The 24,970-nt window shown below is 34.4% G+C and carries 21 protein-coding genes; 5 read left to right on the forward strand and 16 right to left on the reverse strand.

All coding sequences use genetic code 11. The features are described from left to right. Nucleotides 1-176: 176 nt before the first annotated feature. Complete coding sequence (locus tag FA045_RS15185) at nucleotides 177-557, reverse strand: PH domain-containing protein (protein ID WP_136877930.1); 381 nt, start codon at nucleotides 555-557, stop codon at nucleotides 177-179. Between the two features lie 305 nt (nucleotides 558-862). Beyond that, complete coding sequence (locus FA045_RS15190; protein ID WP_136877931.1) at nucleotides 863-1,849, reverse strand: alpha/beta hydrolase; 987 nt, start codon at nucleotides 1,847-1,849, stop codon at nucleotides 863-865. 64 nt (nucleotides 1,850-1,913) lie between these two features. Here FA045_RS15190 and FA045_RS15195 point away from each other — a divergent pair, with 64 nt between their 5' ends. From FA045_RS15195 to FA045_RS15210, 4 genes are all read left to right on the forward strand, one after another. Next, entirely contained in the window at nucleotides 1,914-2,885 is a 972-nt protein-coding gene (locus FA045_RS15195; RefSeq protein ID WP_136877932.1) for a polyprenyl synthetase family protein, read from the forward strand. Further along, nucleotides 2,885-3,937, forward strand: coding sequence for a TerC family protein (locus FA045_RS15200; protein WP_136877933.1), 1,053 nt, complete (start codon nucleotides 2,885-2,887; stop codon nucleotides 3,935-3,937). Before FA045_RS15195 ends, FA045_RS15200 begins: the two co-directional genes overlap by 1 nt. Before the next feature lie 19 nt (nucleotides 3,938-3,956). Continuing rightward, nucleotides 3,957-4,187 carry a DUF2683 family protein gene (locus FA045_RS15205; RefSeq protein ID WP_136877934.1) on the forward strand — a complete coding sequence of 77 codons (231 nt, stop codon included), beginning with the start codon at nucleotides 3,957-3,959 and terminating at the stop codon, nucleotides 4,185-4,187. 348 nt (nucleotides 4,188-4,535) lie between these two features. Further along, nucleotides 4,536-5,990 (forward strand): M20/M25/M40 family metallo-hydrolase, encoded by a 1,455-nt coding sequence (locus FA045_RS15210; RefSeq protein WP_225871360.1) that lies wholly within the window; start codon nucleotides 4,536-4,538, stop codon nucleotides 5,988-5,990. A gap of 72 nt (nucleotides 5,991-6,062) precedes the next feature. On the opposite strand, the gene FA045_RS15215 is transcribed toward FA045_RS15210, so the two are convergent. The 5 genes from FA045_RS15215 to recJ form a co-directional block, all read right to left on the reverse strand. Next, nucleotides 6,063-6,491 (reverse strand): CBS domain-containing protein, encoded by a 429-nt coding sequence (locus FA045_RS15215; RefSeq protein WP_136877935.1) that lies wholly within the window; start codon nucleotides 6,489-6,491, stop codon nucleotides 6,063-6,065. 409 nt (nucleotides 6,492-6,900) lie between these two features. Next, the gene (locus tag FA045_RS15220) at nucleotides 6,901-7,308 is read right to left on the reverse strand and encodes a YkvA family protein (protein ID WP_136877936.1); all 408 of its coding nucleotides are present in this window, start codon (nucleotides 7,306-7,308) and stop codon (nucleotides 6,901-6,903) included. A gap of 41 nt (nucleotides 7,309-7,349) precedes the next feature. After that, nucleotides 7,350-8,858: a GH3 auxin-responsive promoter family protein gene (locus FA045_RS15225; protein ID WP_136877937.1), complete on the reverse strand. Its 1,509-nt coding sequence runs from the start codon at nucleotides 8,856-8,858 to the stop codon at nucleotides 7,350-7,352. A gap of 15 nt (nucleotides 8,859-8,873) precedes the next feature. Continuing rightward, nucleotides 8,874-9,608 carry an LPS export ABC transporter ATP-binding protein gene (gene lptB, locus FA045_RS15230; RefSeq protein WP_136877938.1) on the reverse strand — a complete coding sequence of 245 codons (735 nt, stop codon included), beginning with the start codon at nucleotides 9,606-9,608 and terminating at the stop codon, nucleotides 8,874-8,876. Nucleotides 9,609-9,656: 48 nt separating this feature from the next. After that, a complete protein-coding gene (recJ, locus tag FA045_RS15235) occupies nucleotides 9,657-11,357 on the reverse strand; it encodes a single-stranded-DNA-specific exonuclease RecJ (protein WP_136877939.1) in 1,701 nt (566 codons plus the stop codon). Nucleotides 11,358-11,485: 128 nt separating this feature from the next. On the opposite strand from recJ, the gene FA045_RS15240 reads away from it, so the two are divergent. After that, complete coding sequence (locus FA045_RS15240) at nucleotides 11,486-12,250, forward strand: MBL fold metallo-hydrolase (protein WP_205943174.1); 765 nt, start codon at nucleotides 11,486-11,488, stop codon at nucleotides 12,248-12,250. On the opposite strand, the gene FA045_RS15245 is transcribed toward FA045_RS15240, so the two are convergent. From FA045_RS15245 to gcvP, 9 genes are all read right to left on the reverse strand, one after another. Then, entirely contained in the window at nucleotides 12,237-12,647 is a 411-nt protein-coding gene (locus FA045_RS15245) for a response regulator (protein WP_136877941.1), read from the reverse strand. The genes FA045_RS15240 and FA045_RS15245 overlap by 14 nt on opposite strands. Before the next feature lie 144 nt (nucleotides 12,648-12,791). Next, the gene (locus tag FA045_RS15250) at nucleotides 12,792-13,391 is read right to left on the reverse strand and encodes a YceI family protein (RefSeq protein WP_136877942.1); all 600 of its coding nucleotides are present in this window, start codon (nucleotides 13,389-13,391) and stop codon (nucleotides 12,792-12,794) included. Between the two features lie 288 nt (nucleotides 13,392-13,679). Then, nucleotides 13,680-14,117: a phospholipase D-like domain-containing protein gene (locus FA045_RS15255; protein ID WP_136877943.1), complete on the reverse strand. Its 438-nt coding sequence runs from the start codon at nucleotides 14,115-14,117 to the stop codon at nucleotides 13,680-13,682. A gap of 539 nt (nucleotides 14,118-14,656) precedes the next feature. Beyond that, complete coding sequence (locus FA045_RS15260) at nucleotides 14,657-15,082, reverse strand: UPF0158 family protein (protein ID WP_136877944.1); 426 nt, start codon at nucleotides 15,080-15,082, stop codon at nucleotides 14,657-14,659. Nucleotides 15,083-15,152: 70 nt separating this feature from the next. Beyond that, nucleotides 15,153-16,610, reverse strand: a complete 1,458-nt coding sequence (locus tag FA045_RS15265) for an ATP-binding protein (protein ID WP_136877945.1) — start codon at nucleotides 16,608-16,610, stop codon at nucleotides 15,153-15,155. Between the two features lie 644 nt (nucleotides 16,611-17,254). Beyond that, complete coding sequence (locus FA045_RS15270; protein WP_136877946.1) at nucleotides 17,255-17,533, reverse strand: hypothetical protein; 279 nt, start codon at nucleotides 17,531-17,533, stop codon at nucleotides 17,255-17,257. Between the two features lie 267 nt (nucleotides 17,534-17,800). Then, nucleotides 17,801-20,941, reverse strand: a complete 3,141-nt coding sequence (locus FA045_RS15275) for a DUF3427 domain-containing protein (RefSeq protein ID WP_136877947.1) — start codon at nucleotides 20,939-20,941, stop codon at nucleotides 17,801-17,803. After that, nucleotides 20,938-21,330: a (deoxy)nucleoside triphosphate pyrophosphohydrolase gene (locus tag FA045_RS15280; RefSeq protein ID WP_136877948.1), complete on the reverse strand. Its 393-nt coding sequence runs from the start codon at nucleotides 21,328-21,330 to the stop codon at nucleotides 20,938-20,940. Before FA045_RS15280 ends, FA045_RS15275 begins: the two co-directional genes overlap by 4 nt. Before the next feature lie 593 nt (nucleotides 21,331-21,923). Continuing rightward, nucleotides 21,924-24,803, reverse strand: coding sequence for an aminomethyl-transferring glycine dehydrogenase (gcvP, locus tag FA045_RS15285; protein WP_136877949.1), 2,880 nt, complete (start codon nucleotides 24,801-24,803; stop codon nucleotides 21,924-21,926). Between the last annotated feature and the right edge of the window lie 167 nt (nucleotides 24,804-24,970).

Consider the following 24,970-nt stretch of genomic DNA (forward strand, 5'->3'; position numbering starts at 1 on the left):
CTAATATTTGTAAGTTCGAGATGCGCTGAAAAGCTAACATCTCGAACAGCTAGTTTTTTATTATTCTTCTTATTCTGTCGGTATGTCATCCTGAGCGTAGTCGAAGGATAATATATCAAAACATACAATAGAATTATACTGGTCTCCGACTAAGCTCATACTGACAAGAATGGCATTTACCCCAAAACATGATGCGCTAACACATTTTGTACCTCATAAACATTAACAGATTTATTAAATTTCTTTTTAATACTCGGCATAGTTTCACTCGAAATCCAGATTTTAAGTTCAGCTTCTAAATCAAAAGTGCCTGCTGTTTCTACGCTAAATTTCGAAATACTTTTGTAAGCAACTGAAAGATATTCAGTTTTACTGCCTGTTAACCCCTGCACATCAATTAAAATTAAACGCTTGTTGGTAAAGATGAAAGTATCTCTAATCAGCTTGAACCCTAATTCAATTTCTTCGCCAGCAATTAATAGCTGACCATAATTTTTCTTTAATTCTTCTGGGCTAACTGCACCTGCGTTACCCATTAACGATGAAAATAATCCCATTTTTTGATCTTTTTAAACCACTAAGGTACAATTACGCAAAGGGTTGATTTTCTATTTAAATTTTGTTTTTTGCACTTGCTTTGTAATATAAACCCGACAGTAACGAAAATCTTTTTTGTCATCCTGAGCTTATCGAAGGACAAAAAAAATGTAGTGTATGGCGGAACTGATTTTGCCAAGAACTTCTGACTCTATTTTTCTAATCATTTATTTTTAAACCGCAAAGACACAAAGTACGCAAAGTGACACTATTATCGCTTCGGTCTTTAGCCTTTCCTCTTTCAAACCTTCCGCCTTCCAACCTTCTACCTCTTTAGCCTTTCAGCAATAAACCCATCCATTACTTTTTGTACACCGGGTATATCTTTTGATGTGATAGCTGAACCGAGTACATGGTTACCTGCATTTGGTAGCGCTATTTTTTGCTTTTCATCAGTTGATGTACCTAATTCATCAAACATTTTTAGCATTGCATCTACACGTACCACAGGATCTTGTTCTTTTTCATGTTTGTAATAATACAACATTAACACTGGCTGTTTAACTTGGGCGAACAATTCTGATGTCATTGCAGTTTCTAACAATTCCTCAAGTTCTACAAGCGACTCTAACCTATAATTGGTGTACCAATATTTTTTATAAGCTTCAGTTTTTCCATCTACTTTACGCTCTTCACCATCCACCACTTTACGGGCAATTTGCAATCCCCATGGATCATTTAACATCCAGGCATTTTTATCATTAATGGCAATATTTGGCGATAATAATACTAAACTGTTAATTTCTGGATAAGCAGCAGCCAGTTGTAAAGCCAAAGTGCCACCAGTAGAAGTACCCATGATAATTACTTTTTTGCCCAGTTTTTTGCCAATGGCATAAGCTTCCTTTGCTGATTGCCAAAGCCGATCTGCGGTGAAATATTGCATTGGCACTATGGTATCGATACCATGATCTGCCAATCGGGCTAAATATAAATTTGCGTTTAATGCTTTTGCCAGGTAGTGGTGAGCCGGATTTCCTTCTTCTTTTGATGCTGAAAAACCGTGTAAATACACAATTGCGTATTCAGTTTGTATTTGGTTTATGCTGTCTGCCCACACAATTTCGGCTTCATTGCTAGGTTTTACTTTATGCTTTGCTTCCTGTTTAGAAATGTATGATGACAAGGCTGCCATTTCTGGAACTTTGGGCAACGTTTTTTCGTAAATAGGAGCCTTAGGTTTTGGTCCACTGAAATAGGCAATTGCCAGCAAACAGGCTATTGTAATTAAAATGTATAAGAATTTTTTCACGTTAATTAATTTGATTAAAAATACGCTTTTAATAAGTAAGTTTGCAAACACATTTTTTAGCTGAATGCCCGGAATAAATCAGATTAAACAACCCATTGCTGCAGAAATAGATGCTTTTGAATTAAAATTCAAGGATTCTATGCATAGCGATGCGCCATTGTTGAATCGAATAACTCATTACATTGTAAAAAGAAAAGGTAAACAAATGCGACCAATGTTCGTGTTTTTTGCTGCAAAGCTGTGTGGTGGAATTATTGAATCGACACATCGTGGGGCTGCTTTAGTAGAGTTACTGCACACAGCAACTTTGGTTCACGATGACGTGGTAGACAATGCTTACGAAAGACGAGGTTTTTTTAGTATAAATGCCTTGTGGAAAAATAAAATCGCGGTTTTAGTGGGCGATTATTTGCTGGCTAAAGGCTTGTTGTTATCGGTAAACAATAGCGAGTTTGCTTTGTTAAAGATTGTGTCTACAGCGGTGCAGCAAATGAGCGAAGGCGAACTTTTGCAAATTGAAAAAGTACGCCGAATGGATATTAGTGAGGAGCTATATTTTGAAGTAATTCGCCAAAAAACTGCTTCCTTAATTGCTTCGTGCTGTGCTTGTGGAGCTGCATCGGCAGGTGCTGATGAAGAGACAATTGAAAAAATGCGTTTATTTGGTGAAAAAGTAGGGATCGCTTTTCAGATTAAAGATGATACTTTTGATTTCGGGACAGATGATGTTGGTAAACCTTTGGGGATTGATATCAAAGAAAAAAAGGTTACCCTTCCGTTAATTTATGCTTTAAATAAAGCAGAAAAACCAGAACGTAAAAGAATCATCAATTTGGTTAAAAATCATAATGACGACCCAAAAAAAATACAAGAGGTTATTGATTTTGTAAATAGTAAAAACGGCGTTCATTATGCCAATCAAAAGATGCTCGAATACCAGCAAGAAGCTTTTGATATACTGTATCAGTTTGAAGAAAGCGATGCTAGAACTGGGTTAGAACAATTAGTTAGATATACAACAGAACGTAAAAAATAATGTCGAGCGAAATTTTATTTATTGGTGGATTTTTAGTGTTTATAGTGCTTATTTTGGCTTTAGATTTAGGTTTATTTAGCAAAAAAGACCACGTAATTAGTTTAAAACAAGCTGGTATCATGAGTTTTATCATGGTTACTTTAGCGCTTGGGTTTTATTTTTTACTGATTACCGAGGGGCAAAAACTGCATGGAATAGATAGTTTTGAGCGGTTACAAGAAGTAGTTAAGGCGCATAAACATGCTATAACCTTAATACCTGGAGATTTTGAAGCAAGTTTAAGAATATATAACCAAAATTTAGGGATTGAGTTTTTAACGGGCTATGTAATTGAATATGCACTCTCGGTCGATAATATTTTTGTAATTGTATTGATATTTTCGGCTTTTGCTGTTCCAGAAAAGTATTATCACAGGGTATTGTTTTGGGGTATTTTGGGAGCAATTATCATGCGCTTTATCTTCATATTTGCGGGTGCTGCATTAATTAATCAGTTCTCGTGGATACTATATATATTTGGTGCATTTTTGATTTTTACAGGTGTAAAAATGTTTTTCTCTAATGATGAAGATGATAAAATAGACACTGAGAAACATCCTGTAGTTAAATTCGCCTCCAAGTTTTTTGCAATTCACCCTAAATACGAAGGCAATAATTTTTTCCATAAAATAAATGGAAAGCGATTTATAACACCTTTGTTTTTGGTATTGCTTATTGTAGAGTTTACCGACTTAATTTTTGCAGTAGATTCAATTCCAGCAATTTTTGCGGTAACCAAAGATGCTTACATCGTTTTCTTCTCTAATATTTTTGCCATTATGGGTTTAAGATCGATGTTCTTTTTACTCATCAACATCATCCATAAATTCCACTACCTTAAAACTGGATTGGCATTTTTATTAACCTTTATTGGGGTTAAAATGTTAGCACACCATTACTTAAAAGAATGGGGATTTACTACGGAGCATTCGCTGTTTATTATTCTTTTTATCTTAACAGCAAGTGTGGTAGCATCGTTGGTGTTTCCTAAAAAGAAGTTACACAAAGACTAATAATTCATTATATTTGAGTATGGAAACACTTGTTATACATACAAAAAACTCATCCCAAACTCAAGAAGTTAAAGATCTCTTGCAAAAGATGAATGTAAAGATTGAAGTTTTTTCTCAAAATTCTATGTTGCAAGAGGAGCTCCCTCAATATGTCACTAAATTAATGGCAAAAGCAATTGATGAAGCGGACAATAATAAATTGACCCCAAACGAAACATTTTTATCAGAAACAAAAGAAAAATATAAATAGCATGTCCCTTAATATTTTATGGACAGACACAGCAAAAGAGACATTTAATTATATTCTAAAATATTTAGATGAAAATTGGGGCAAAAAGTATGTACATCGTTTTATCAATAAGACAGAAAGTACACTAAAAATATTGTCGAACAGCCCATTTATTTTTAAGACCGTATTAGAAAATCCTAAAGTCAGAAAAGGAATACTTCACAAAAACAGTTCATTTCTCTATCGTATAATTGATGACAGGATTGAATTGTTAGTGTTTTGGGATACAAGGCAAGAGCCATTTATGTAAAAATTCAATTAACTAACTGTTAACTTATTTAAAAACCTTATTTTTCATCAAAATTAATAATGATGAAGAATTTTCTATTTCTGGCATTTGTCAGTCTGTCTATATCTGCTGCGGCCCAAGATAATTTCGCTCCTGTTTTTAAACAAATTAATACAGAAGTACAAACTAATTCTAAAGCATACAGTACTTTAAAAAACGCGACAGAAACTATTGGTCATAGATTAACGGGTTCTGCCAATGGTGCAAAAGCAGAAGAATATGCTTTTAATTTACTAAAATCTTACGGTTGCGAAGTCAAGTACCAACCCTTTGAGGTAGAGAGTTGGGATAGAAAAACTATTTCGGTAAAAATTGGCAATAATGCGAATGATTTAGCTGCTGTTAAGGCGGTTACTTTGGCACATTCGCCAGTTAAAGCTAATGTTACTGCTACAATAATTGATGCCGGTAACGGATTAGAAGCCGATTATTTGGCTTTGGGCGATAATGTTAAAGGTAAAATTGCCTTAATTTATTTGGGTGTTTTACCTGGTTCTCCAAAAGGCACAAGTTCTCTTCATCGTTCAGAAAAAACAGCCATTGCTACTAAATACGGAGCAGTTGGTGTAATCATTATCAATACCGTAAAAAATGGAGTATTACTTACAGGTACTGCTTCAGTTACTGGAAAGTTAATTCCAATTCCTGCAATTTGTATTGGTTTAGAAAACGGAATGGCGCTAAAAGAAAAATTAAAAGTAGCTAGCCAAGTTGCAACAATTGATATGACTAATTTTTCTGGTTTAATTAAAGCTAGAAACGTAATTGCAACTTTTAAGGGCACACAATTTCCGAAAGAGAAAGTTGTGGTTGGCGGGCATTTAGATAGCTGGGATTTAGCTACTGGTGCAATTGACAACGGCATAGGATCTTTTGCGGTTATTGATATGGCTCGTACTTTTAAAAAGTTAGGGGTTAAACCAAAACGCACTATAGAGTTTGTGTTGTTTATGGGCGAGGAACAAGGATTATTAGGCTCTAAAGCTTACGTAGATCAGGCTAAGAAGAACGGTACGCTAGATCAGGTTAGTTTTATGCTTAATTACGATATGACTAACGACCCGAAAGGTTTTAACACTTCAAGAGAAGAGTTAGAGGAACTGTTTACAAGTTGGGGAGCAGAAGTAGCCAAGTTGGATAGCAACTTTACCAATTTATTTTTGGCTGGAGCAAGTTTGCATAGCGATCATCAACCGTTTTTGTTAGAAGGCATACCAACTGGTGGCGGTGCAGGTGGCAAATTACCAAACAATTCTGGACCATATTATCACTCTGATGGCGATGTATTTAAATTGGTAGATGAGCAAGGTTTAAAGAACACCGTTAGAAATGGGGCAATTTTAGCCTATGCGTTAGCCAATACAGCAAAAATTCCGGTTACTAAACAAACCGAAGAAAAATTAGAAGCTTTTTTAATTGAACAAAGATTAAAAGAACCGCTAAAAATTGCTGGCGAATGGAGGTGGAAGGATTAGAATGTTGTAAGGTTGTAAAGTTGAAATGTTGCTAGATTAATATTCCAACATTTGAACTTTTAACATTCCAACTTAACTATTAATATAACTTTCTAACTGCGATATGGTCTGTTTTTGGTCGGCGATGATGAATTTCACCACATCTCCAATAGAAACCATGCCAACAGCTTTATTTTCAGCTACAACAGGTAAATGTCTGATGTGTTTGTCTGTCATAATTTGCATGCAGAGCTCAATGCTGTCTTTAGGGTTAACAGTAATTGGATTAGCCGTCATAGCCTCGCTAATTGGCGTTTCCATTGAGGTTTTGCCTTGTAAAACTATTTTTCTGGCATAATCACGTTCGGTAAAAATGCCCAATAATTGTTCATTTTCCATAATTAGCAAAGCACTGATGTTTTTTTCGGTCATTAATTTAAGCGCATTTAAAACAGATGTGCTTTCGCTTACGCTAAAAATTTGAATTGGTTTGGTGTTTAAAATTTGTTGAACTGTTTTCATAGTAGTTTGTTTATTAGCTACTTAAATCTAGTTAAAAATTACTTAAATACAAATAGTTGTTTTGTGATGATAATAGAAATGCCATTTTTTTGAAAATGAACTTACAGCTTTTTATAGGTTCTGTAGTCCTGCTTTCGCCTGTAGCCCTCAGGCTAAAGCCGTTCGGGGCTGCCGGCTTAATCAGGTTTAGATAGGAAAGGTTTGTACACAAAAGCAATAACAAAATTGCTGTGTTATGAAACTATGCAGCTTTAAATAGCAGTACAAGCAGAACTGATCTAAACCCGATTGAAGTGAATGCCGATTTTTTTCCGAAGAAGTCGGGACTAAAAAAATCGGCAGTAACGCAAAGCGGGACAGCCTTTTCCGAAGAAATACTGCCATTGCTTTTCATAAAAAAATAATTAGCTTAAATATGGATGATTTTCTTCTGCTGATCTTTCCAATCTTGATATCTTTCTAATTCTTTAGCTACTTTTTTGTACACCATGCCTAAAATAAAGGCATCATCTAAAAAGCCTAAGCCCACAATAAAATCTGGAATAATATCTAATGGAGAAATGAAATATAGCAATGCAGCAACAACAGCAACGATTGAACTTTTTGGTATATCGGTATAAGTTCCGTTTACATAATCTTTTGCTAAGGCAAAAAACAATTGTATTTGATCCCAAACATTACTTAAGGCACCTTTATTTTCGGTAGCTTTTTTAATGGCTTCCTGTATTTTGGTTGATGTTTTACCTTTGTCGTTAAGTAAGGTGCTTGCCTTTTTTGTAAAAGCTTCAAAGCTTGATTTTAATTGGTCGAAATTCATAGTGGTAGGTTTAATATTTAATAACAATAAGTATACCTAAACTACAATAATTCTAAAATTTCATCAACATATTGCCTGTCGTTAGCCAAACGAGGCACTTTATGCTGTCCGCCTAATTTGCCGCGGCTTTTTAACCAATTGTAAAAAGTATCTGCTGGCGCATTATGTACTTTAGGTCTGCGTAAGGCCATGTCTTTAAAACGCTTGGCATCATAATCAGAGTTAATTTCACGCAAAGTTTGATCCATTACATCAATAAACTGCTCAAAATTATTGGGCTGCTGCTCAAATTCGATAATCCATTCGTGCCCACCCGCTTCTTCGCCTTTAAAATAAATTGGGCAAGCAGTGTAATCTTTTATTTTGGCTTCGGTAATTGCACAAGCTTTAATTAAAGCGTTTTCTGCATTGTCAATAATCAATTCTTCGCCAAAAGCATTAATGAAATGTTTAGTTCTGCCCGTAATTTTAATCCTAAATGGAGATAAGGAGGTAAATTGAATGGTATCGCCAATCATATATCGCCATAAACCAGCATTGGTAGAAATAATAATTGCATAGTTTTTATGCAATTGAACTTGCTCTAATGTTAAAGTTTGCGGATTTTCATCATCCAGATTCTCTATTGGTAAAAATTCGTAAAAAATACCGTAATCTAACATCAGCAAAAGCTCTTCTGAGTTGTCTTGATCTTGGATGCCAAAAAAGCCTTCAGATGCATTGTATGTTTCCAAATAATACATATCTGGCGAAGGGATCAACTCTTTAAATTGCTCACGATAAGGGGCGAAATTTACTGCACCATGAAAATACAATTCTAAATTTGGCCAAACTTCTAGTAAATTCTTTTTGCCGGTTATTTCCAAAACTTTTTTAGCCAAAACAATTGTCCAAGTTGGTACGCCAGAAATATTAGTTACGTTTTCTTTGATGGTAGCTTCAGCCATTCTATCCATTTTTTCTTCGTAATTATCCATTAAGGCAATAGAAATATCTGGAGTACGGTAATATTCGGCCCACATGGGTAAATTTTTAATCAGCACCGCTGATAAATCGCCACAGTGAATATCTTGACAGAGCTGATTAATCTGATGGCTGCCACCTAAAACCAAGCCTTTGCCGGTAAACATTTGGGTTTGTGGCTGGTTATTGCAGTAAATGGAAATCATGTCTTTCCCACCTTTAAAATGGCATTCTTCTAAAGCCTCTGCAGAAACTGGAATAAACTTACTTCGATCGCTCGTAGTGCCCGATGATTTGGCAAACCATTTAATATCTGAAGGCCATAAAATATTTTGCTCGCCTTTAAGCATCCGCTCGATGTAAGGCTTAAGCGTGTCGTAATTTTGAATGGGAACTCGTTCTTTAAACTGACTAATTGTTAAGATCGATCGATAATCGTATTTTTTGCCCCATTCTGTATTAGCTGCGCTAGAAATTAAGCTATGCAACCATTCTTCTTGAACATCTAACGGGTATTTTATAAAAAGCTCAATCTGATGAATGCGCTTTTTCATGTACCAAGTAAAAATTGAATTTACAATTGCCATTTAGGTGTGATGAGGTTATAAATTTTTTCTACGCAGTACGAAGTTTGCGCCCAAATATACTTTACGAACCATTTCATTGGCGGCAAGCACTTCTGGAGTTCCCGATTCTAATATTTTACCTTCGAACAATAAATAAGCCCTATCGGTAATTGATAAAGTTTCTTGAACATTATGGTCGGTAATTAGGATACCAATATTTTTCTTTTTGAGTTTGGCTACAATGGTTTGTATTTCTTCTACCGCTATCGGATCTACACCAGCAAAAGGCTCGTCTAACAAGATAAAATTAGGGTTTGCCGCTAATGCACGAGCAATTTCTGTTCTACGGCGCTCGCCACCAGAAAGTAAATCGCCACGATTTTTTCTTACTTTGTGTAAACTAAATTCGTTGATTAGCTCTTCTAGTTTTTCATGACGTTCTTCTTTGGTTAGTTTTGTCATTTCTAAAATTGCCATAATGTTGTCTTCAACAGTTAGCTTTCTAAAAACGCTTGCTTCTTGCGCCAAATAGCCAATTCCTTTTTGTGCCCTGCGAAACATCGGGTCTTTGGTGATATCAACCCCGTCTAACAAAATAGTACCTTCATTGGGTTTAATTAAACCAACAATCATATAAAATGAAGTTGTTTTACCAGCGCCATTTGGGCCAAGTAAGCCAACAATTTCACCCTGACTAACCTCAAAAGATACATCGTTTACAACAACCCGTTGTTTATATTTTTTAACCAGATTTTCGGCCTTTAATATCATTCAGATTTATGATTTATGATTTATGATTTATGATTTGCATCATGATCTTCAATCTATTTTTATTCCTTTTATATTTAGCTGCAAACGTCTTTTTTCTTTCCATACATTTTCTTCTATCGTATAACAAACAGCAAATTTTTGGTTTGGTTCTAATATACTTTCAAATTCGCTTAGGCCAAATGCAATGCATTCAAAAATAGCTGAATTTTGTTGTTTTATGCTCAATTTTAAATGTTTTGCGCCAACAGTTTGAGCAGGGCCTACCAAAGTTACACCTTTACTTACAAAAACAGGTGCCATATTTTGTGGTCCGAAGGGTGCCATTTGTAATAAAATTCTGTAAAATTTAGCGTCAATTTGCGCCAAGTTTAGCTCGCAGTCAATTTTTATTTCAGGTATTAAAAGATTAGGGCTAATGGTAGAAGAAACTACTTGCTCAAATTTATCTGAAAATAGAGTTAAATTTTCTGGTTTAATAGTTAAGCCAGCAGCATACTTATGTCCTCCAAATTGCATCAGCAAATCACTACAAGAAAGTAAAGCTTCATACAAATCGTAACCTGCAACAGAGCGAGCTGAGCCTGTATAAGTGCCATTAGATTCTGTTAGCACAATAGTTGGGCGATAATAGGTTTCGGTTAGGCGAGAAGCTACAATGCCAATTACACCTTTATTCCAATCATCCTGATAAACTACGGTAGTTTTACGGTTTATTAAAACTTCGCTTTGCTCAATTATAGCCAAAGCCTCAGCAGTAATATTTTGGTCAAATGATCGGCGTTCGGTATTTTGTCCGTTAATAAAAGTGCTTTGTTCATCAGCCAAAATCACTTCATTACTCAATAACATTTTTACAGCATCTTTGGCATCACCCATCCGCCCTGCGGCATTAATACGCGGCGCTAATAAAAAAACTACATCTGTAATACTGTAATTTTCGGTTTTACCAGAAATTTGCATCAAAGCTTTTAAGCCACAGCAAGGGTTTGTATTCAACTTTGTTAAGCCAAAATGTGCCATTACCCTGTTTTCATCAACAATGGGTACAATATCTGCGGCAATACTTACCATGCATAAATCTAAATATTGCTCGTACAATTCATCTGGCAAATTATTGGCTTGGCAATAAGCTTGCGCCAACTTAAAACCAATACCGCAACCAGAAAGTTCTTTAAAGGGATATTCGCAATCGGCTCTTTTTGGGTCTAAAACTGCAATTGCAGCTGGCAAAGTTTCTCCAGGTAAATGGTGATCACAGATGATAAAATCGACCCCTAAACTATTTGCATATTCAATTTTATCAACAGATCTAATACCGCAATCTAATGCAATAATTAAGGTAAAACCATTTTCGGCGGCAAAATCAATTCCGGCAGTAGAAATGCCATAACCTTCTTTATGTCTATCTGGTATGTAGTAAGCAATCTCGCTAGTAAACTGGCTAAAAAAGCTATAAGTTAAAGCAACAGCTGTAGTTCCATCCACATCATAATCGCCATAAACCATAATTCTTTCGCCATTTTGTAGGGCAAGTGTAATTCTGGCAATGGCCTGTTCCATATCCTTCATTAAAAAAGGATCATGTAATTGCGTTAAAGTTGGTCTAAAAAAGTAGCGGGCATCTTCAAAATTAGTAATACCACGTTGTACCAATACCTGTGCTAAACAGGCGTCAATATTTAGTTCATTGGCTAAATTTTCACTAATTTCTTTTGCACCTTGCTCCAATAGAGCCCATCTTTTTTCCATTTAGCTTTATTCTCTTTATTTGGTTTGGTAAATGCCTGATACCCATATTTTAAATCAGGATAGCTATATTTGCAGTACCGTTCGTAAATATATCATTTAATTTCTTTTCAAAAAAATAGCCCATGTCTTTGCAAGTTTACACATTACACGAAGGTTCATACTCGGTAGATGCTACTAAAAAATTCATTCCATTTGATCCATCAATTCACAACGCTAAAGACAGGCCAGCATCACTATTTATACACGTACAACCATTTTTAATTAAGCTAAACGATAGTTTAATTTTATTAGATACAGGTTTGGGTTACAGCAATGCAGAAGGGAAATTACATTTGCATGAAAACATTAAAAATGCAGGTTTCGATCCTGCCGATGTAGAATTGGTATTAATGTCTCACTTGCATTTTGATCATTCTGGCGGAATGGTGCACAATGTAGATGGTAAAATGGAATTGAGTTTTCCAAATGCTACCTGTGTGATACAAAGAGGAGAATGGGAGACAGCATTTTCAAGCACATCATCATCTTACCATACAGACATTTTTGATTATGTACAACGCAATGCACAAATTAAACTGATAGAAGGCAATGGAAATTTGACGCCAGAAATTGGTTACGAGTTAACTGGAGCGCATTGTCCGTACCATCAAGTGTTTTTAATAAGTGATGGAGAAAAAAAAGTGTTTTTTGGCGGGGATGTTTTACCAGAACCAGAAGAACTGATTAGAAAGTTTATTGCCAAATACGATTTTGATGGACGTAAAGCAATGGAATTGAGAGAAGAGTTTGGGTTAAAGGCAGCAGAAGAAAAATGGAATTGTTTATTCTATCATTCTAAATCTAAATCGCAAGCATTTATTGAATTGGATGATGATCGATTTAAAATTGTTTAATCTCAACTTCTTTCAACAATTCTGTTAATCTATCTAACGATAAAGGTTTAGAAATGAAGCCTTTAACATTGTTGTAGCTTTTAGTTTTTTCGATATCATTTTCGTAAACTGATGATGATAAAATGTATAGATTTATATCTTCAGTAACATTAAGGCCAGTATAAGCTTCAACAAATTCCCAACCATTCATCACTGGCATATTAATATCTATTAAAATGAGTTGTGGTAGTATTTGGTTGTTTTCTAGTGTTTCTTTAATGTAATCAATAGCTAGCTGGCCATTGCTTTTAGCTGTCATACTAATTTTATAACCAGTTTTTTCAACTATTTTTTTGATAATGAAAATGTTGATGTCATCATCGTCTATAACCAATAAATTGATTGTTTTGTCTAGCATTTGTTTGTGTGTGTACGAAAGAAATATTTTTCTGACGCGTTAAAGGTAGATATTGGGATTCAAAATATCAACATGTATTTAAAAACAAAAACCCCGTTCAGTAATAAACCAAACGGGGCATAGTTCATTGCGCTAAAGCAGAACCTATTTTTTAGCTACTAACTTTACACCAATGGTAAATTCATCATAAATAAAATTATCACCTAAATCAGCAAATAACGATTTCGACTTATATTTCACACCAAACTTGGTTCTATCAATTGTAATTTTTTCTGCAGTTGCAGTTACTGTATTGTCGGCACCCCAAACTACACTAGCCGGAAAAGTAACTGATTGCGTAACCCCTTTAATGGTTAAATCTCCTGTAACATTTACGTTAGCACCATTTCCGCTTACTTTTTTAATTACAAAGTTAGCAGCAGGAAACTTTTCAACGCCAAAAAAATCATCAGCTTTTAAGTGTTTATCTAAGCCTGCATTTGGTTTTGTACCGCCATCCATAGTTTTAATGGTTGTCATGTTTGCAATAAATCCACCTTGTGTTAATTTTTTACCATTAAAACCTAAAGTACCAGAAGTTAAGTTTACAAAACCAGCGTGCGACCCAGAAAATTTCTTCCCTTCCCAAGTAATCGTAGATTTTGTTACATCTACAGTGTATACATCGGCTTTAGGTGCAAAAGCAAAAAAAGCGAAACTAGCTACAACAGCTAATAAAAACGTTAAAGAGAATTTCAATTTCATTTTAATATTAATTTAATTTTTTGATAAAGGTATTTATTTTTTGTGGATGGTATCTTATCCTATGTTAAGATTTTAAAAAGGGCAAAAGGTTTAGTTGTAAAATATAAATTTTTACAAATAGTTTTTTAGTAGCAAATATTGAGGGACGAATTGTAGAAAAGTGATACATCATTAAACTAATTTCGAATGGCTGAACATTAGTGATGAGGCATTTATATAAAAGGAGAGGTGTTTCATTAACGCACAGGCTAAAAAGCCTGAATGTATTTGAGGTGAGACTATATTTATTTAGCAAATGTGAGTTTCGTAACTTAAGTTAATTAGGCGTTGTACTTCTTCAACTGCAGATTCAAATAAGCTTTTATCTTTGTCTTTAGTGATGTAAATGCCCATATCAGAATTATTTTGTTTAGAAAAATTTAATAAACCAATAGAAGTAACTATTGCTTCATTTTCATTCATGTAACACATCGATTGCAATTCTTTGCAGAAACTAGTTTTAATTCCACTTAGGCCTCTTAACCAATTATTTTCTTCAGCGTTTAGAGTATTTTCTTCCAATACAAGTGTTACATTAAGCTTTTTGCTGCTTAAGTCACAAAGATGAGCTCTCATGTTCTCGGTTAATTGAAAACTTGGGCTAATTAATGTTAAATTATCTTTTGTTCCTTTTATCAGTTCTTCTAAATGATTAGACGATCCTAATTTGCTTAAAAATTTCACCATGGGGAAGATACAATATTTATTATATTTTGCAATTATGATTTTAAAAAATCGAATTATTTTTTTTAAAATCTTTTGTTGTTTAAACATATTCAATATATCTGCCAAGTTTAATAAATGTTAAAACACATTAATTGAAGCGTTTAAAACGCTATTTTTGCATATTGCTATTAATTTATAGTTAAATAATTGGGGATATTTTTTCTTTTAATTCTACAACTAGAGGTGTTTTGAAAATACTTATTCCACACAATTACACAAACTTGAATAATATGATGAATGCACATCTTTAATTTTATTAGATGATCGAATCTCTATTATTTGAGATTTATTGAAGTCGGATCCGATAGCTATCGGATGACAAGATTGGGAGTTTATGATTTTATAAAATTGTGATTTACAGAAGTTAATAGATTTGATTACTGATAGCATGAAGATGTAGAGTGTAAAAATAAGATTAAAAAATATTCAAAATTCTCTTAATCTTACCAAAATGTAAAAATAAGCATTAAAAAATAGGCTTATTTTTACATTTTATTATGCTATTGCTGTTTCACTTTAGGGATTTGATTTAAAATATAAACTTGCAATTTCATTAACTTAAAATCGAACCATTGTTGACGGTAATCGCTTGCATCTTCTATAATTGCCTTAAAATGTGCAAAAGGCCTTTTTTTCTCTAAGGCATCAAGAAGCTTTTTTTGCAACATTTCATCTGTAAGTTGCTGGGCAAAATCTTCCATTATTTCAAAACCTTCTCTTGAGCTTGGCTTGGTAATGATCACAAAGTTTTTCTTGTCTTTTTTAATCTTTGCCAAATCCTCACCATAAAATTCGGCTATGTCGTCAATTGTGTCTTCAAAATCTGGAATAGAGACTACTTCTCCACTTATTTTATTATAGTAACAGCAAAAACCGCAATCTAATTGTTCGGTTATTTCTTTAATTTGAGATGGGGTTGGCTGCATTTTCTGTGTTTCTTATGATTTCTAAATTAAGAGATTTGCTTTAAACATTCAAAATTAACTAAAGATTATATCAATCATTTAACCACATTGATTTCTTAACCAAAGTTACTACGCCAATATTGTAGGCGTAAATTGCTGCAGGCACAAAGGTAATATTTACATTGTCTATTGTTTTATTACCAGCTACATCTATAGTGGTTACCAAGGTAGCCTTAAATTTATTTTGATTACAGAAATGCAATAAACTGTTTAACTCTTGCGGCTTTTCGAAATACCGATTACTCCATTTAACTTCTACACACCATTGCGGCTTAAATAATTTGTTATCTATCAATACAATATCCACTTCTCCCTCTGCACGGCCCATTTTCCATCTGGCGTATTTCAGGTCAAGATTTTCACGATGCATCCATTGCGAAAAGATGGCAGTTTCTACCATATTACCAGTTTCACTGTCTGTTTCTTGAATAGGAGAGAACAAAGCTGTGCGTAATGAGGGATTGGTTAGGTAAACTTTGAAATTGGTAATGCGTTTAAATTTTTTAGCATTGCTATCTATTTTATGAATAACCTTGATTAAAAATGCAGCTTCTAAATACTCCAAATACCTTTTAATAACCTCTTTTTGAATTCCGCTATCTTTTGCTAAACGCTCAAACGAAAATTCATTACCTGTGTTGTAAGCTAAATAACTAAAAAAACTATTCAGTTCTTGCACATCTTTAATGCCGTACAAACTTGGTAAATCTCTTAACAACACCTTATCAACAATGTCATTTTTAACATAACGCCCCATGTCGCTCTGTATTTTTTCTGATAATACAACTTCTGGGTAACCACCAAAATTTAAGTAATGGAAAAATTCTTTGTTTAGTGCTTTATTGTCGTGAGTAGTAAAAAATGGTATTTCCTTTTCATCATAAATTATAGATTTAGCCTGTACCAAATGATCCAATCCTTTTAGATGTATGTATTCGTGGAAAGTAAGCGGAGGCAACATAAAATCAGTAAATCTGCCTGCGCCACTTTCAGAACTTTGCAAACGTAAAGCAGCAGCAGCCGAACCAGAAACAATAAATTTGGTTTTTGGGTACAAATCTACCAACACTTTAAGGTGTCTTTCCCAATCTTTTAGGTATTGAATTTCGTCGAAAAACACAAAACAACCCTCTAAATTAGCCAAATCTACAGCTTCCTTTGCTAGCAATAGAATCTCTTCTAAGCCTAAATGCATGTAAATAGGGTTATCGATACCAATAAAAAAGATTTTTTTTGGAGCAACCTTTTCGGCCAATAGTTCTTGTATGGAATGAAACATCATTACTGTTTTGCCCACACGCCTTGGCCCCATTAAAACTAGAGCTCGTTTAATTTCTGTTTCCTTAACAAATGGATAAAATAGCTTAAAATATAGGCGTTTAGACATATCCGTATACACTTGCTGCACTTGCCCATTAAGCCACCACGGGTTTTCATACTGTAAACGTTCTAATCTTTTAGCTGTCGGAATAGATGTGTTAAAATCCATAAAACTCCTTATTTTTACGTAAATGTAAAAATAAGTATGTAAAAAAAAGCTTATTTTTACAAAAATGTAATAATAAGGGAAAAATTGAATTATTTATGGTTTAATTTGACAGGAGTATTTAGATGGAATTTGATTGATTAAGACTATGGGAACTTCAGAAATCTATTCCTTAATTTTCACTGTCATCAATTCTGTTAATGTGGCCGTAAAAGGGAATGAAGATGCTCTATCTGAAGAATAATTTTTAATCTAGTAAAAAGCCAAAGCCTTGGTTCGTGTCTCCACGAACCAGAGTGTTGAGAATTTAAAAGGTTCGTGAGGACACGAACCTAGGCGGAAAATTTTTATTGTTTAAGGCTTAATTTAACTTTCCAATTCTCAATTTTTCGGCGTCTTTCCAAATATAGTTGGGTAAGGGTTTGTTTAATTCCCATTTAATAATTCTGTAAAATCTGCATAATATCTTTAATTAAAAAATATTCTATTTACTTATTGTGATATTGGAATTTGTCCGTGTCCGTAAAAATGTCCGCAATATGAATGTAAAATTTTATTTAGATAAAGCTTATAAGTATAAGGTTCTAACCAATCATTTCGCTTTGAGCCAATCTTAACTTACATATAGAAGAGTGGCGAATTCGTCCTCATATCCCCCAAAGTTGAACTCCATAGAAAAACAAAGCGGACTTTTCAATAGCTTCTGGTATCAATGTTTTAAAATGCAATTGTTTTTCGCTTAAGCCACTTTGCAAAGTTTCATCAATTTCATTATAAACTTCAAACCTCTTTGATTTGTTGTCAAAATGAATTTGCTTTCCGCTTCTACATAAGCCGCCAGCAATAAGTATATAAAACTCTGCACGACCATTAATGTCGCAAAGTTCTTTCAAATGCTCGATTGAAGTAACAAGTAACCAATCCATATTTAAAAATTTGTATTTTATCAGCAACCAGGAAGATAAACAAAGACGACATAAATACCAAGAACAGATTTTTTTTAAGCCAGTATTACAAGCTTTAATTGAATAAGCAGACTCAGGGACTAATGATGAAATAAATAACAAAGTCAGTTCATTAATGAATATTCGCCTATTGGCTGGTGTCATCACCAGCCGAAACCTTGCTGTAAACTAAAGTAAATGTTCTGTGGCTACAGATAAATGATTGCGAGTTGTATTGGGCTTATTTGTCTATCCAATTCTCAATTTTGCGGCGTCTTTCCAAAGATAGTTAGGTAAGGGTTCTTGTAATTCCCATTTTATGTTCATTGGTTTAGCGCCATAATGTTCTTTTAATTTTGCTTCACCAACAAAGACATAACCCATTGTATTTCCATACTCGTCCTCATTTTTCTCTCTTACAAATAAAAGAATTTTCTTGCTATTAACTTGATGGTTGATGTAAGAAATCCCTTTACTGGTATGAGGCGCTGCAGAGTTTTGACTTTGCCAATGGAATAGCTTTTCATCAATTGCATAGTCATCATACATGGTTGTAGGTGAAAAATTTTCTTCGGATTTGATTAGATTAATGAAAAGCAATTCTGTGTTTAATGATTTGTTTTCTGCAACACCTTCCAAAATAGTTGCTTTTTTTTCAAAAGTACTTTTATCAAATGCAGCAAATATTTGATCTCTCGTGTATCTAGAGTGTACTTTTAATGGTTGATTGTAAGGTAAATCAATATGTATTTCTTTGAAATCAATTCTATCAATGAGTAATTCTAAAACTTCAATGATTTCTTCAACTAATACTTTATTGGAACCTATTGCTTTGATACTACTTTCTAAAGATGTAAATCCACCAGCTTTATACCATATATCATAATGTAGCATCAAAAGCATTTTAGTTTCTATTTCATTTAAATCTTTAATGGAGAATTGGAAATTTCTCTCTGCTAATCTTAAAATGAATTGAAAATAGCTAATTGAGGCTGACGAAAACCACTTATTTCCAATAGCACTAATAATTTGTTTTTCATTAATCTGTTCAAAGTTTTCAATTTTACCAGCTTCTTCACAAAGTCTTTTCCATCCACCTCGTTTATAAATTGTCTGTAGTGGTATATTATGAAATTCTACAAAATTCTTTAAATTAAGGTCTAATGTTGTCTGATGCTGAAAATTCTGAATTTTCTTTATCAGTTGATTTCGATTTAGAGAGGTTGCAACAGTGATGTTTTCTAGTATTATTTGCTTTGCCTTTTTTTCTAAAATAATTGAACAACCTAAAGGTAAATGTGGAAAGTTGTCTTCGATTTCTTTCTTAACCGTTGTAGCGGTTTTACCGATCAAAGCCCTAAACTTATTTTCAAAGTTATATTCTGGTCTCGAATTACCTACAAAATCTAAAACAGTTAAGCATTCTTTGTTATCTGCTAGACGCAAGCCACGACCAAGTTGTTGGAGGAAAATTGTTAAACTTTCAGTAGGGCGAAGAAATAAAACAGTATCTATTTCAGGTATATCTACACCCTCATTAAAAATATCAACGACGAATAAATAATTGATTTCTTTTTTTAATAATTTGCTTCTTACTTCATTTCTATTTTCATTATTGGCGCTTGTTAAGTAATCAGCTTTTAATCCTGCTAAACTAAATTTTTCAGCCATAAACTTGGCATGTTCCATAGTTACGCAAAAACCTAGAGCACATACATAATTAATATCTTTTGTATATTTATCTAACGCATCTATAATTTCTCTAACTCTTCTATTGTTTGCTGTATAAAGCGAGGTCAATTCACTAGCAACATATCTGCCTTTATCCCAACTTACTTTTGACAAATCAATACTATCTGTAATGCCGAAATATTGAAAAGGAGAAAGCAGTTTTCTATTCAGTGCTTCCGGCAATCTAATTTCAGCAGCAATTCTGTTGTGAAAATCTTCTTGAATGTCACCACCATCCATTCTTTCTGGCGTTGCTGTTAGCCCAAGTAAAACTTTAGGTTTAAAATAGTTGATAATGTTTCGATAGCTACCAGCCGTCAAATGATGACACTCATCAATAACAATATAGTCGTAAAATTCGGGCGATTGATTTAATTCTTGAAGGCGGTTGTTTAGGGTTTGAACAGATGCGAAAACATATTCAAAATTGTCTGGAATTATACCATCAACCCATAATTCCCCAAAATTATTATCCCTCAAAATCCCTCTAAAAGCTATTATTGATTGAATCAAGATTTCCTTTCTATGTGCTAAGAAAAGAAGTTTAGCATTTTTGTTTTGGCTTTTAAATCTTTTGTAATCGAAGGCAGAAATAATAGTTTTTCCAGTTCCTGTTGCAGCTACAATTAAATTTCTATGACGGTTATGCAAAGTACGCTCTACATCTAATTTTTCTAATATTTCAGATTGGAAGGGAAAAGGCTTGATCTCGAAAAAAGAAACGTTTAAATTGCCTATTTTATTGGTCCGCCCTTGATTTAAAGAAGTAATTAATTTGTCTTTGTGTAAATTATCATCAAAAAGTTCAAAGTCATCGCTTTGCCAATATGAATCGAATGTTTTTTGAAACTTATCTATGATGTGGCTAACTTCTTTAGTTGTTATTTTTAAATTCCATTCCAAGCCATCAGTTAGTGCAGAACGAGAAAAGTTAGAAGAACCAATATATCCTGTGTGAAAACCAGTTTTTCGCTTAAACAAATAGGCTTTAGCATGAAGTCTTTCGTTACCTGAATTGTAAGATATTTTAACTTGAGTATTATCTAATTTTGAAAGGAGTTGAATAGCCTTATAATCTGAGGCTCCCATGTAAGTAGTAGTGATTACCCTTAACTGTCCACCTCTTTTTGTAAATTCTTTTAGTTCTCTCTCTAGAATAATTATGCCTTTGAATTTTATAAAAGAAACTAGTAAATCTATTTGGTTAGATGATAAAATCTCTTTTTTAAGTTCACTTTCTAGTGATAATCCAGCATTTCCACCAGTAAAAAGTTCACTATGAGTTAATCTTGTATATGGAGTTATTTCTTTTAAATGAAGATTAAAATCTGAAAAATGAGCGTCTACTTTCGAAAAAACAGCCTTTAAAATTTCGCCTTCAATTTCAATTAGGTCATTCGTAAAATCTTCTTTGTTTAATTCTTGCTTTAGAAATAAGATGATTTTATTAGCTATTTCAATCTGAACTTCAATCTGGTTGTCTCCACTAACAGTTTTTAGAGCTGTTTTGATAGTTTGTCCAAGATGTTTAGAAAGGATGGTCGCGGCTTCTTCTTTGTCTATGGTAGCCTTGTTAACATAAAACGTATTTAGATTAACTTCATCAAGTTTTAAGGAAACAAGTTTGGTAACTAGTTCTTCGTAAATTCCTTCGTTCATACGGTCAAGTATTCTTTTAAAATTGGCAAATCAGCTTCTGCCCAATCTAAATCAATTAGTTCTTCTTTTTTTAGCCAAAGATGCCTTTTATGCTCAGCTAAATTTATGTCTCCGCTTTTAAATTGAGCAATAAAAGGTATAAGCTCAATAGAGAGATTTGGATATTGAAATTGTGATGGTGTCAATCGCGAAACTAAATCAATCTCTAAATCTAACTCCTCTTTAATTTCTCTTAATATACATTTTTCTTCAGTTTCTCCCAGCTCAATTTTCCCTCCAGGAAATTCCCATTTTAGAGGAAGTTTCATTTTTTGGCTTCTTTGTACTGCAAGTGTTTTATTGTTACGGATAATAATAGCACAAGTTACACGAATAGGATTGTTAGGCATAGATTTTAAGTGTTATAGGCTAAGATAGTTATTTTCCTTCATCATAATTACGGTTTCCCATAAAGCGTTTTTGTTTCTAAATTTCAGCACATTTTTTTCTTCCCTAAACCTGATGGCAGCGGATATACTTTTTGTAGCATTATTGTTTGAAAATGCGTTTAACTCTGAGATTTCTCACATGCGTTCGAAATGACGGAGAAATTGCCAAAAAGATAGTAGCGTACAGCAGGGCGAACATTAAAATGAAATGCTGCAATTGCTTTTCTGAAAAAGTGAGAAATTCATTAATAGAGATTCTTCGCTTTGCTACCATTGACGTTATTTATTAAGTATCTATAAATCAAAATTTTATAAAAATTATAAACTCCTAGTTTTGTCATTCCGACTTCGGAGGAATCTCAAATAATAAATATTATATAGAGATTCTTCGCTTTGCTAAGAATTACAAAGATTATAAGGATGACAAAGTATGTGAGATCCTTCGACTACGCTCAGGATGACAAGCAAGCGCAAAAAAATAGCCCGAACATTTGGTTCGAGCTATTGGTGTTTTATGATGCGGCCCTTCGACAAGCTCAAGATGACAATACTTGTTAAGCCATTGCTTCTTCTTCCATGTAACTTTCGATAGGAGGGCAAGCGCAAATTAATGCTCTATCGCCATGGCTATCGTTTACTCTACCTACCGATGGCCAAAATTTATAGTCGGCTACATAAGGTAATGGGAAAGCTGCTGTTTGGCGGCTGTAACCATGTGCCCACTCATTAGCGGTAACTACTGCCGATGTATGTGGTGCATTTTTTAAAGGATTATCAACCTTGTCTAAACTACCATTTTCAACCTCAGTAATTTCATGTCTTATAGCAATTAAAGCATCGCAGAAACGGTCTAACTCATGTTTAGGCTCACTTTCTGTAGGCTCTACCATTAAGGTTCCAGCAACTGGAAAAGAAACCGTTGGTGCGTGGAAACCATAATCCATTAAACGTTTCGCAATATCAACCACCTCGATACCGAAGTTTTTAAAGCTACGGCAATCTAAAATCATTTCGTGTGCACAACGACCTTGAGCGCCAGAGTACAACACAGGATAGTGCTGCTCTAAGCGAGCTTTCATGTAGTTGGCGTTTAAAATGGCGTATTTGGTAGCATCTGTTAAGCCTTCGCCGCCCATCATAGCGATATAAGCGTGAGAGATAATTAAAATTGAAGCTGAACCCCAAGGTGCAGAAGAAACCGCAGGAATTGATTTTTCGTTGTTGATATCTACAACTGCATGACCTGGTAAATATTTAACCAAGTGTGCACCAACACCGATTGGGCCCATACCAGGACCACCTCCACCATGTGGTATACAGAAGGTTTTATGTAAGTTTAAGTGACAAACATCGGCACCAATATTAGCCGGACTAGTTAAACCAACTTGTGCGTTCATGTTAGCGCCATCCATGTAAACTTGTCCTCCGTGTTGGTGTATAGTTTCACAAATTTCGATGATACTTTCTTCGAAAACACCATGTGTAGATGGATAAGTAACCATTAAACAAGAAAGATTTGCCGAATGTTCTGCAGCTTTAGCTTTTAAATCTTCTACATCAATGTTTCCATTTTCTAATGATTTTACGACCACAATTTTCATTCCGGCCATTGCCGCCGAAGCAGGGTTTGTACCATGTGCCGAAGCTGGAATTAAAGCAATGTTACGATGATGATCGCCTCTATCTTGGTGGTAAGCACGGATAACCATTAAGCCTGCATATTCGCCTTGTGCACCAGCATTTGGCTGTAAACTCATAGCTGCAAAACCTGTAATTTCGCTTAACCATTTATCTAATTCATCAAAAACAGTATAATAACCTAAAACTTGGTCGGCTGGTGCAAAAGGATGCACTTTACCAAATTCTGGCCAAGTAACAGGGATCATTTCGCTAGTTGCATTTAACTTCATGGTACAAGAACCTAAAGCAATCATCGAATGACAAAGTGAAAGATCTTTTGTTTCTAAAGATTTAATGTAACGCAACATTTCGTGCTCACTGTGGTGCGAGGTAAATACGGGATGCGTTAAATAGCTAGAAGTACGTTGTAAATCGGCAGGAATAGTAGTTTGTACATTTTTAATATCTGTTAAGCTATCTGCAGAAACACCTTTTACTTTAGAGAAAATGCGGACCAATAATTTAACATCTTCGTAAGTAGTGGTCTCATCAAATGAGATACTTGCTAAATTACCGTTATAATTAAGGTTGATGTTATTGTCTAAACATTCTTTATGGATAGAACCTGTTAAATCGCCTAAATCTACTTGAATGGTATCGAAATAAGCCTTGCTCAATACATTATAACCAGCTTCTTTTAATGAGCTAGCTAAACTAACCGCTAATCCGTGGGTACGTTCTGCAATTAATTTTAAGCCTGTTGGACCATGGTAAGCGGCATAAAAACCTGCCATAATAGCCAACAATGCTTGTGCAGTACAAATGTTAGATGTTGCTTTATCTCTACGGATGTGTTGCTCGCGAGTTTGCAAAGCCATGCGTAAAGCGTAGTTGTTGTTGCTGTCGATAGTTACCCCAATAATACGACCTGGGATAGAGCGTTTGTACTCGTCTTTTGTAGCAAAATAGGCTGCATGTGGACCACCAAAACCCATTGGCACGCCAAAACGTTGGGTTGTACCAACTACTACATCCGCTCCCCATTCGCCCGGAGGGGTTAATAGGGTTAAGCTCAGTAAATCGGCAATTACCGTTAATTTAATGTTTTGGGTATGCAAAGCCGATGCGAAAGCTGTATAGTTATGTACTTCGCCATTACCTGCCGGATATTGAACAATTGCACCGAAAAATTCATCGGTTGCCGTAAAAGTTTCGTGGTTACCAATTACCAATTCTATACCGAATGGATTGGCACGAGTTTTTAAAATATCTATAGTTTGTGCAAAAATTAATTCAGACACAAAATATTTAGTTGCTTTTTGATTTTTACGCAAGCTGTATTGCATAAACATGGCTTCGGCAGCTGCGGTACCTTCATCTAATAGAGAAGCATTGGCAATTTCCATTCCGGTTAAATCGATAACCATAGTTTGGAAGTTTAACAAAGCTTGCAAACGACCCTGCGCAATTTCTGCTTGATAAGGCGTGTATTGTGTGTACCAACCTGGGTTTTCCATTACGTTACGTAAAATTACACCCGGTGTTAAGGTATCGTAATAACCTTGACCTATGTAAGATTTGTAAACTTTATTTAACGAAGCCGTTTGTTTTAAGTTTGTTAAATATTCAATTTCCGACTTCGCCTTTGGTAAGTTTAAAGGTTGTTTTAGTCTGATAGAAGCCGGAAAGGTTTGTTCAATCAGTTGATCAATAGAATTTACGCCAATGGTTTGTAGCATAGCCGCTGTATCTTCGCTATTTAGCGCAATGTGGCGGTCTTGAAAATCTTCTTGGTAATGGATATTTAAACTCATGAAGTTGATAAAAATAAGTTGCCGCAAAGGTAAGAAATCTGCAACTATTTTTTGCTATGGAAATGATGAGCAAATCGTCATATTTTGGTGGCAAAAGGAGGGGGTTAAAGTATTGTTGAAATGTTGGGAGGTTTGAAAGTTGGAATGTTTTAAAGTTGGAAGCTTGC

Origin of the sequence: Pedobacter cryotolerans, from assembly GCF_005116475.1 — a bacterium.
Classification (GTDB): Bacteria; Bacteroidota; Bacteroidia; order Sphingobacteriales; family Sphingobacteriaceae; genus Pedobacter; species Pedobacter cryotolerans.

Coding starts and splice junctions, on each gene's coding strand:
- FA045_RS15210 (WP_225871360.1), top strand. CDS start 4,536: ATGATGAAGAATTTTCTATTTCTGGCATTTGTCAGTCTGTCTATATCT.
- FA045_RS15280 (WP_136877948.1), bottom strand. CDS start 21,330: ATGCCTAACAATCCTATTCGTGTAACTTGTGCTATTATTATCCGTAAC.
- FA045_RS15250 (WP_136877942.1), bottom strand. CDS start 13,391: ATGAAATTGAAATTCTCTTTAACGTTTTTATTAGCTGTTGTAGCTAGT.
- FA045_RS15185 (WP_136877930.1), bottom strand. CDS start 557: ATGGGATTATTTTCATCGTTAATGGGTAACGCAGGTGCAGTTAGCCCA.
- FA045_RS15275 (WP_136877947.1), bottom strand. CDS start 20,941: ATGAACGAAGGAATTTACGAAGAACTAGTTACCAAACTTGTTTCCTTA.
- FA045_RS15205 (WP_136877934.1), top strand. CDS start 3,957: ATGGAAACACTTGTTATACATACAAAAAACTCATCCCAAACTCAAGAA.
- FA045_RS15260 (WP_136877944.1), bottom strand. CDS start 15,082: ATGCAGCCAACCCCATCTCAAATTAAAGAAATAACCGAACAATTAGAT.
- gcvP (WP_136877949.1), bottom strand. CDS start 24,803: ATGAGTTTAAATATCCATTACCAAGAAGATTTTCAAGACCGCCACATT.
- FA045_RS15200 (WP_136877933.1), top strand. CDS start 2,885: ATGTCGAGCGAAATTTTATTTATTGGTGGATTTTTAGTGTTTATAGTG.
- lptB (WP_136877938.1), bottom strand. CDS start 9,608: ATGATATTAAAGGCCGAAAATCTGGTTAAAAAATATAAACAACGGGTT.
- FA045_RS15270 (WP_136877946.1), bottom strand. CDS start 17,533: ATGGATTGGTTACTTGTTACTTCAATCGAGCATTTGAAAGAACTTTGC.
- FA045_RS15255 (WP_136877943.1), bottom strand. CDS start 14,117: ATGGTGAAATTTTTAAGCAAATTAGGATCGTCTAATCATTTAGAAGAA.
- FA045_RS15215 (WP_136877935.1), bottom strand. CDS start 6,491: ATGAAAACAGTTCAACAAATTTTAAACACCAAACCAATTCAAATTTTT.
- recJ (WP_136877939.1), bottom strand. CDS start 11,357: ATGGAAAAAAGATGGGCTCTATTGGAGCAAGGTGCAAAAGAAATTAGT.
- FA045_RS15245 (WP_136877941.1), bottom strand. CDS start 12,647: ATGCTAGACAAAACAATCAATTTATTGGTTATAGACGATGATGACATC.
- FA045_RS15220 (WP_136877936.1), bottom strand. CDS start 7,308: ATGAATTTCGACCAATTAAAATCAAGCTTTGAAGCTTTTACAAAAAAG.
- FA045_RS15225 (WP_136877937.1), bottom strand. CDS start 8,858: ATGGCAATTGTAAATTCAATTTTTACTTGGTACATGAAAAAGCGCATT.
- FA045_RS15195 (WP_136877932.1), top strand. CDS start 1,914: ATGCCCGGAATAAATCAGATTAAACAACCCATTGCTGCAGAAATAGAT.
- FA045_RS15265 (WP_136877945.1), bottom strand. CDS start 16,610: ATGGATTTTAACACATCTATTCCGACAGCTAAAAGATTAGAACGTTTA.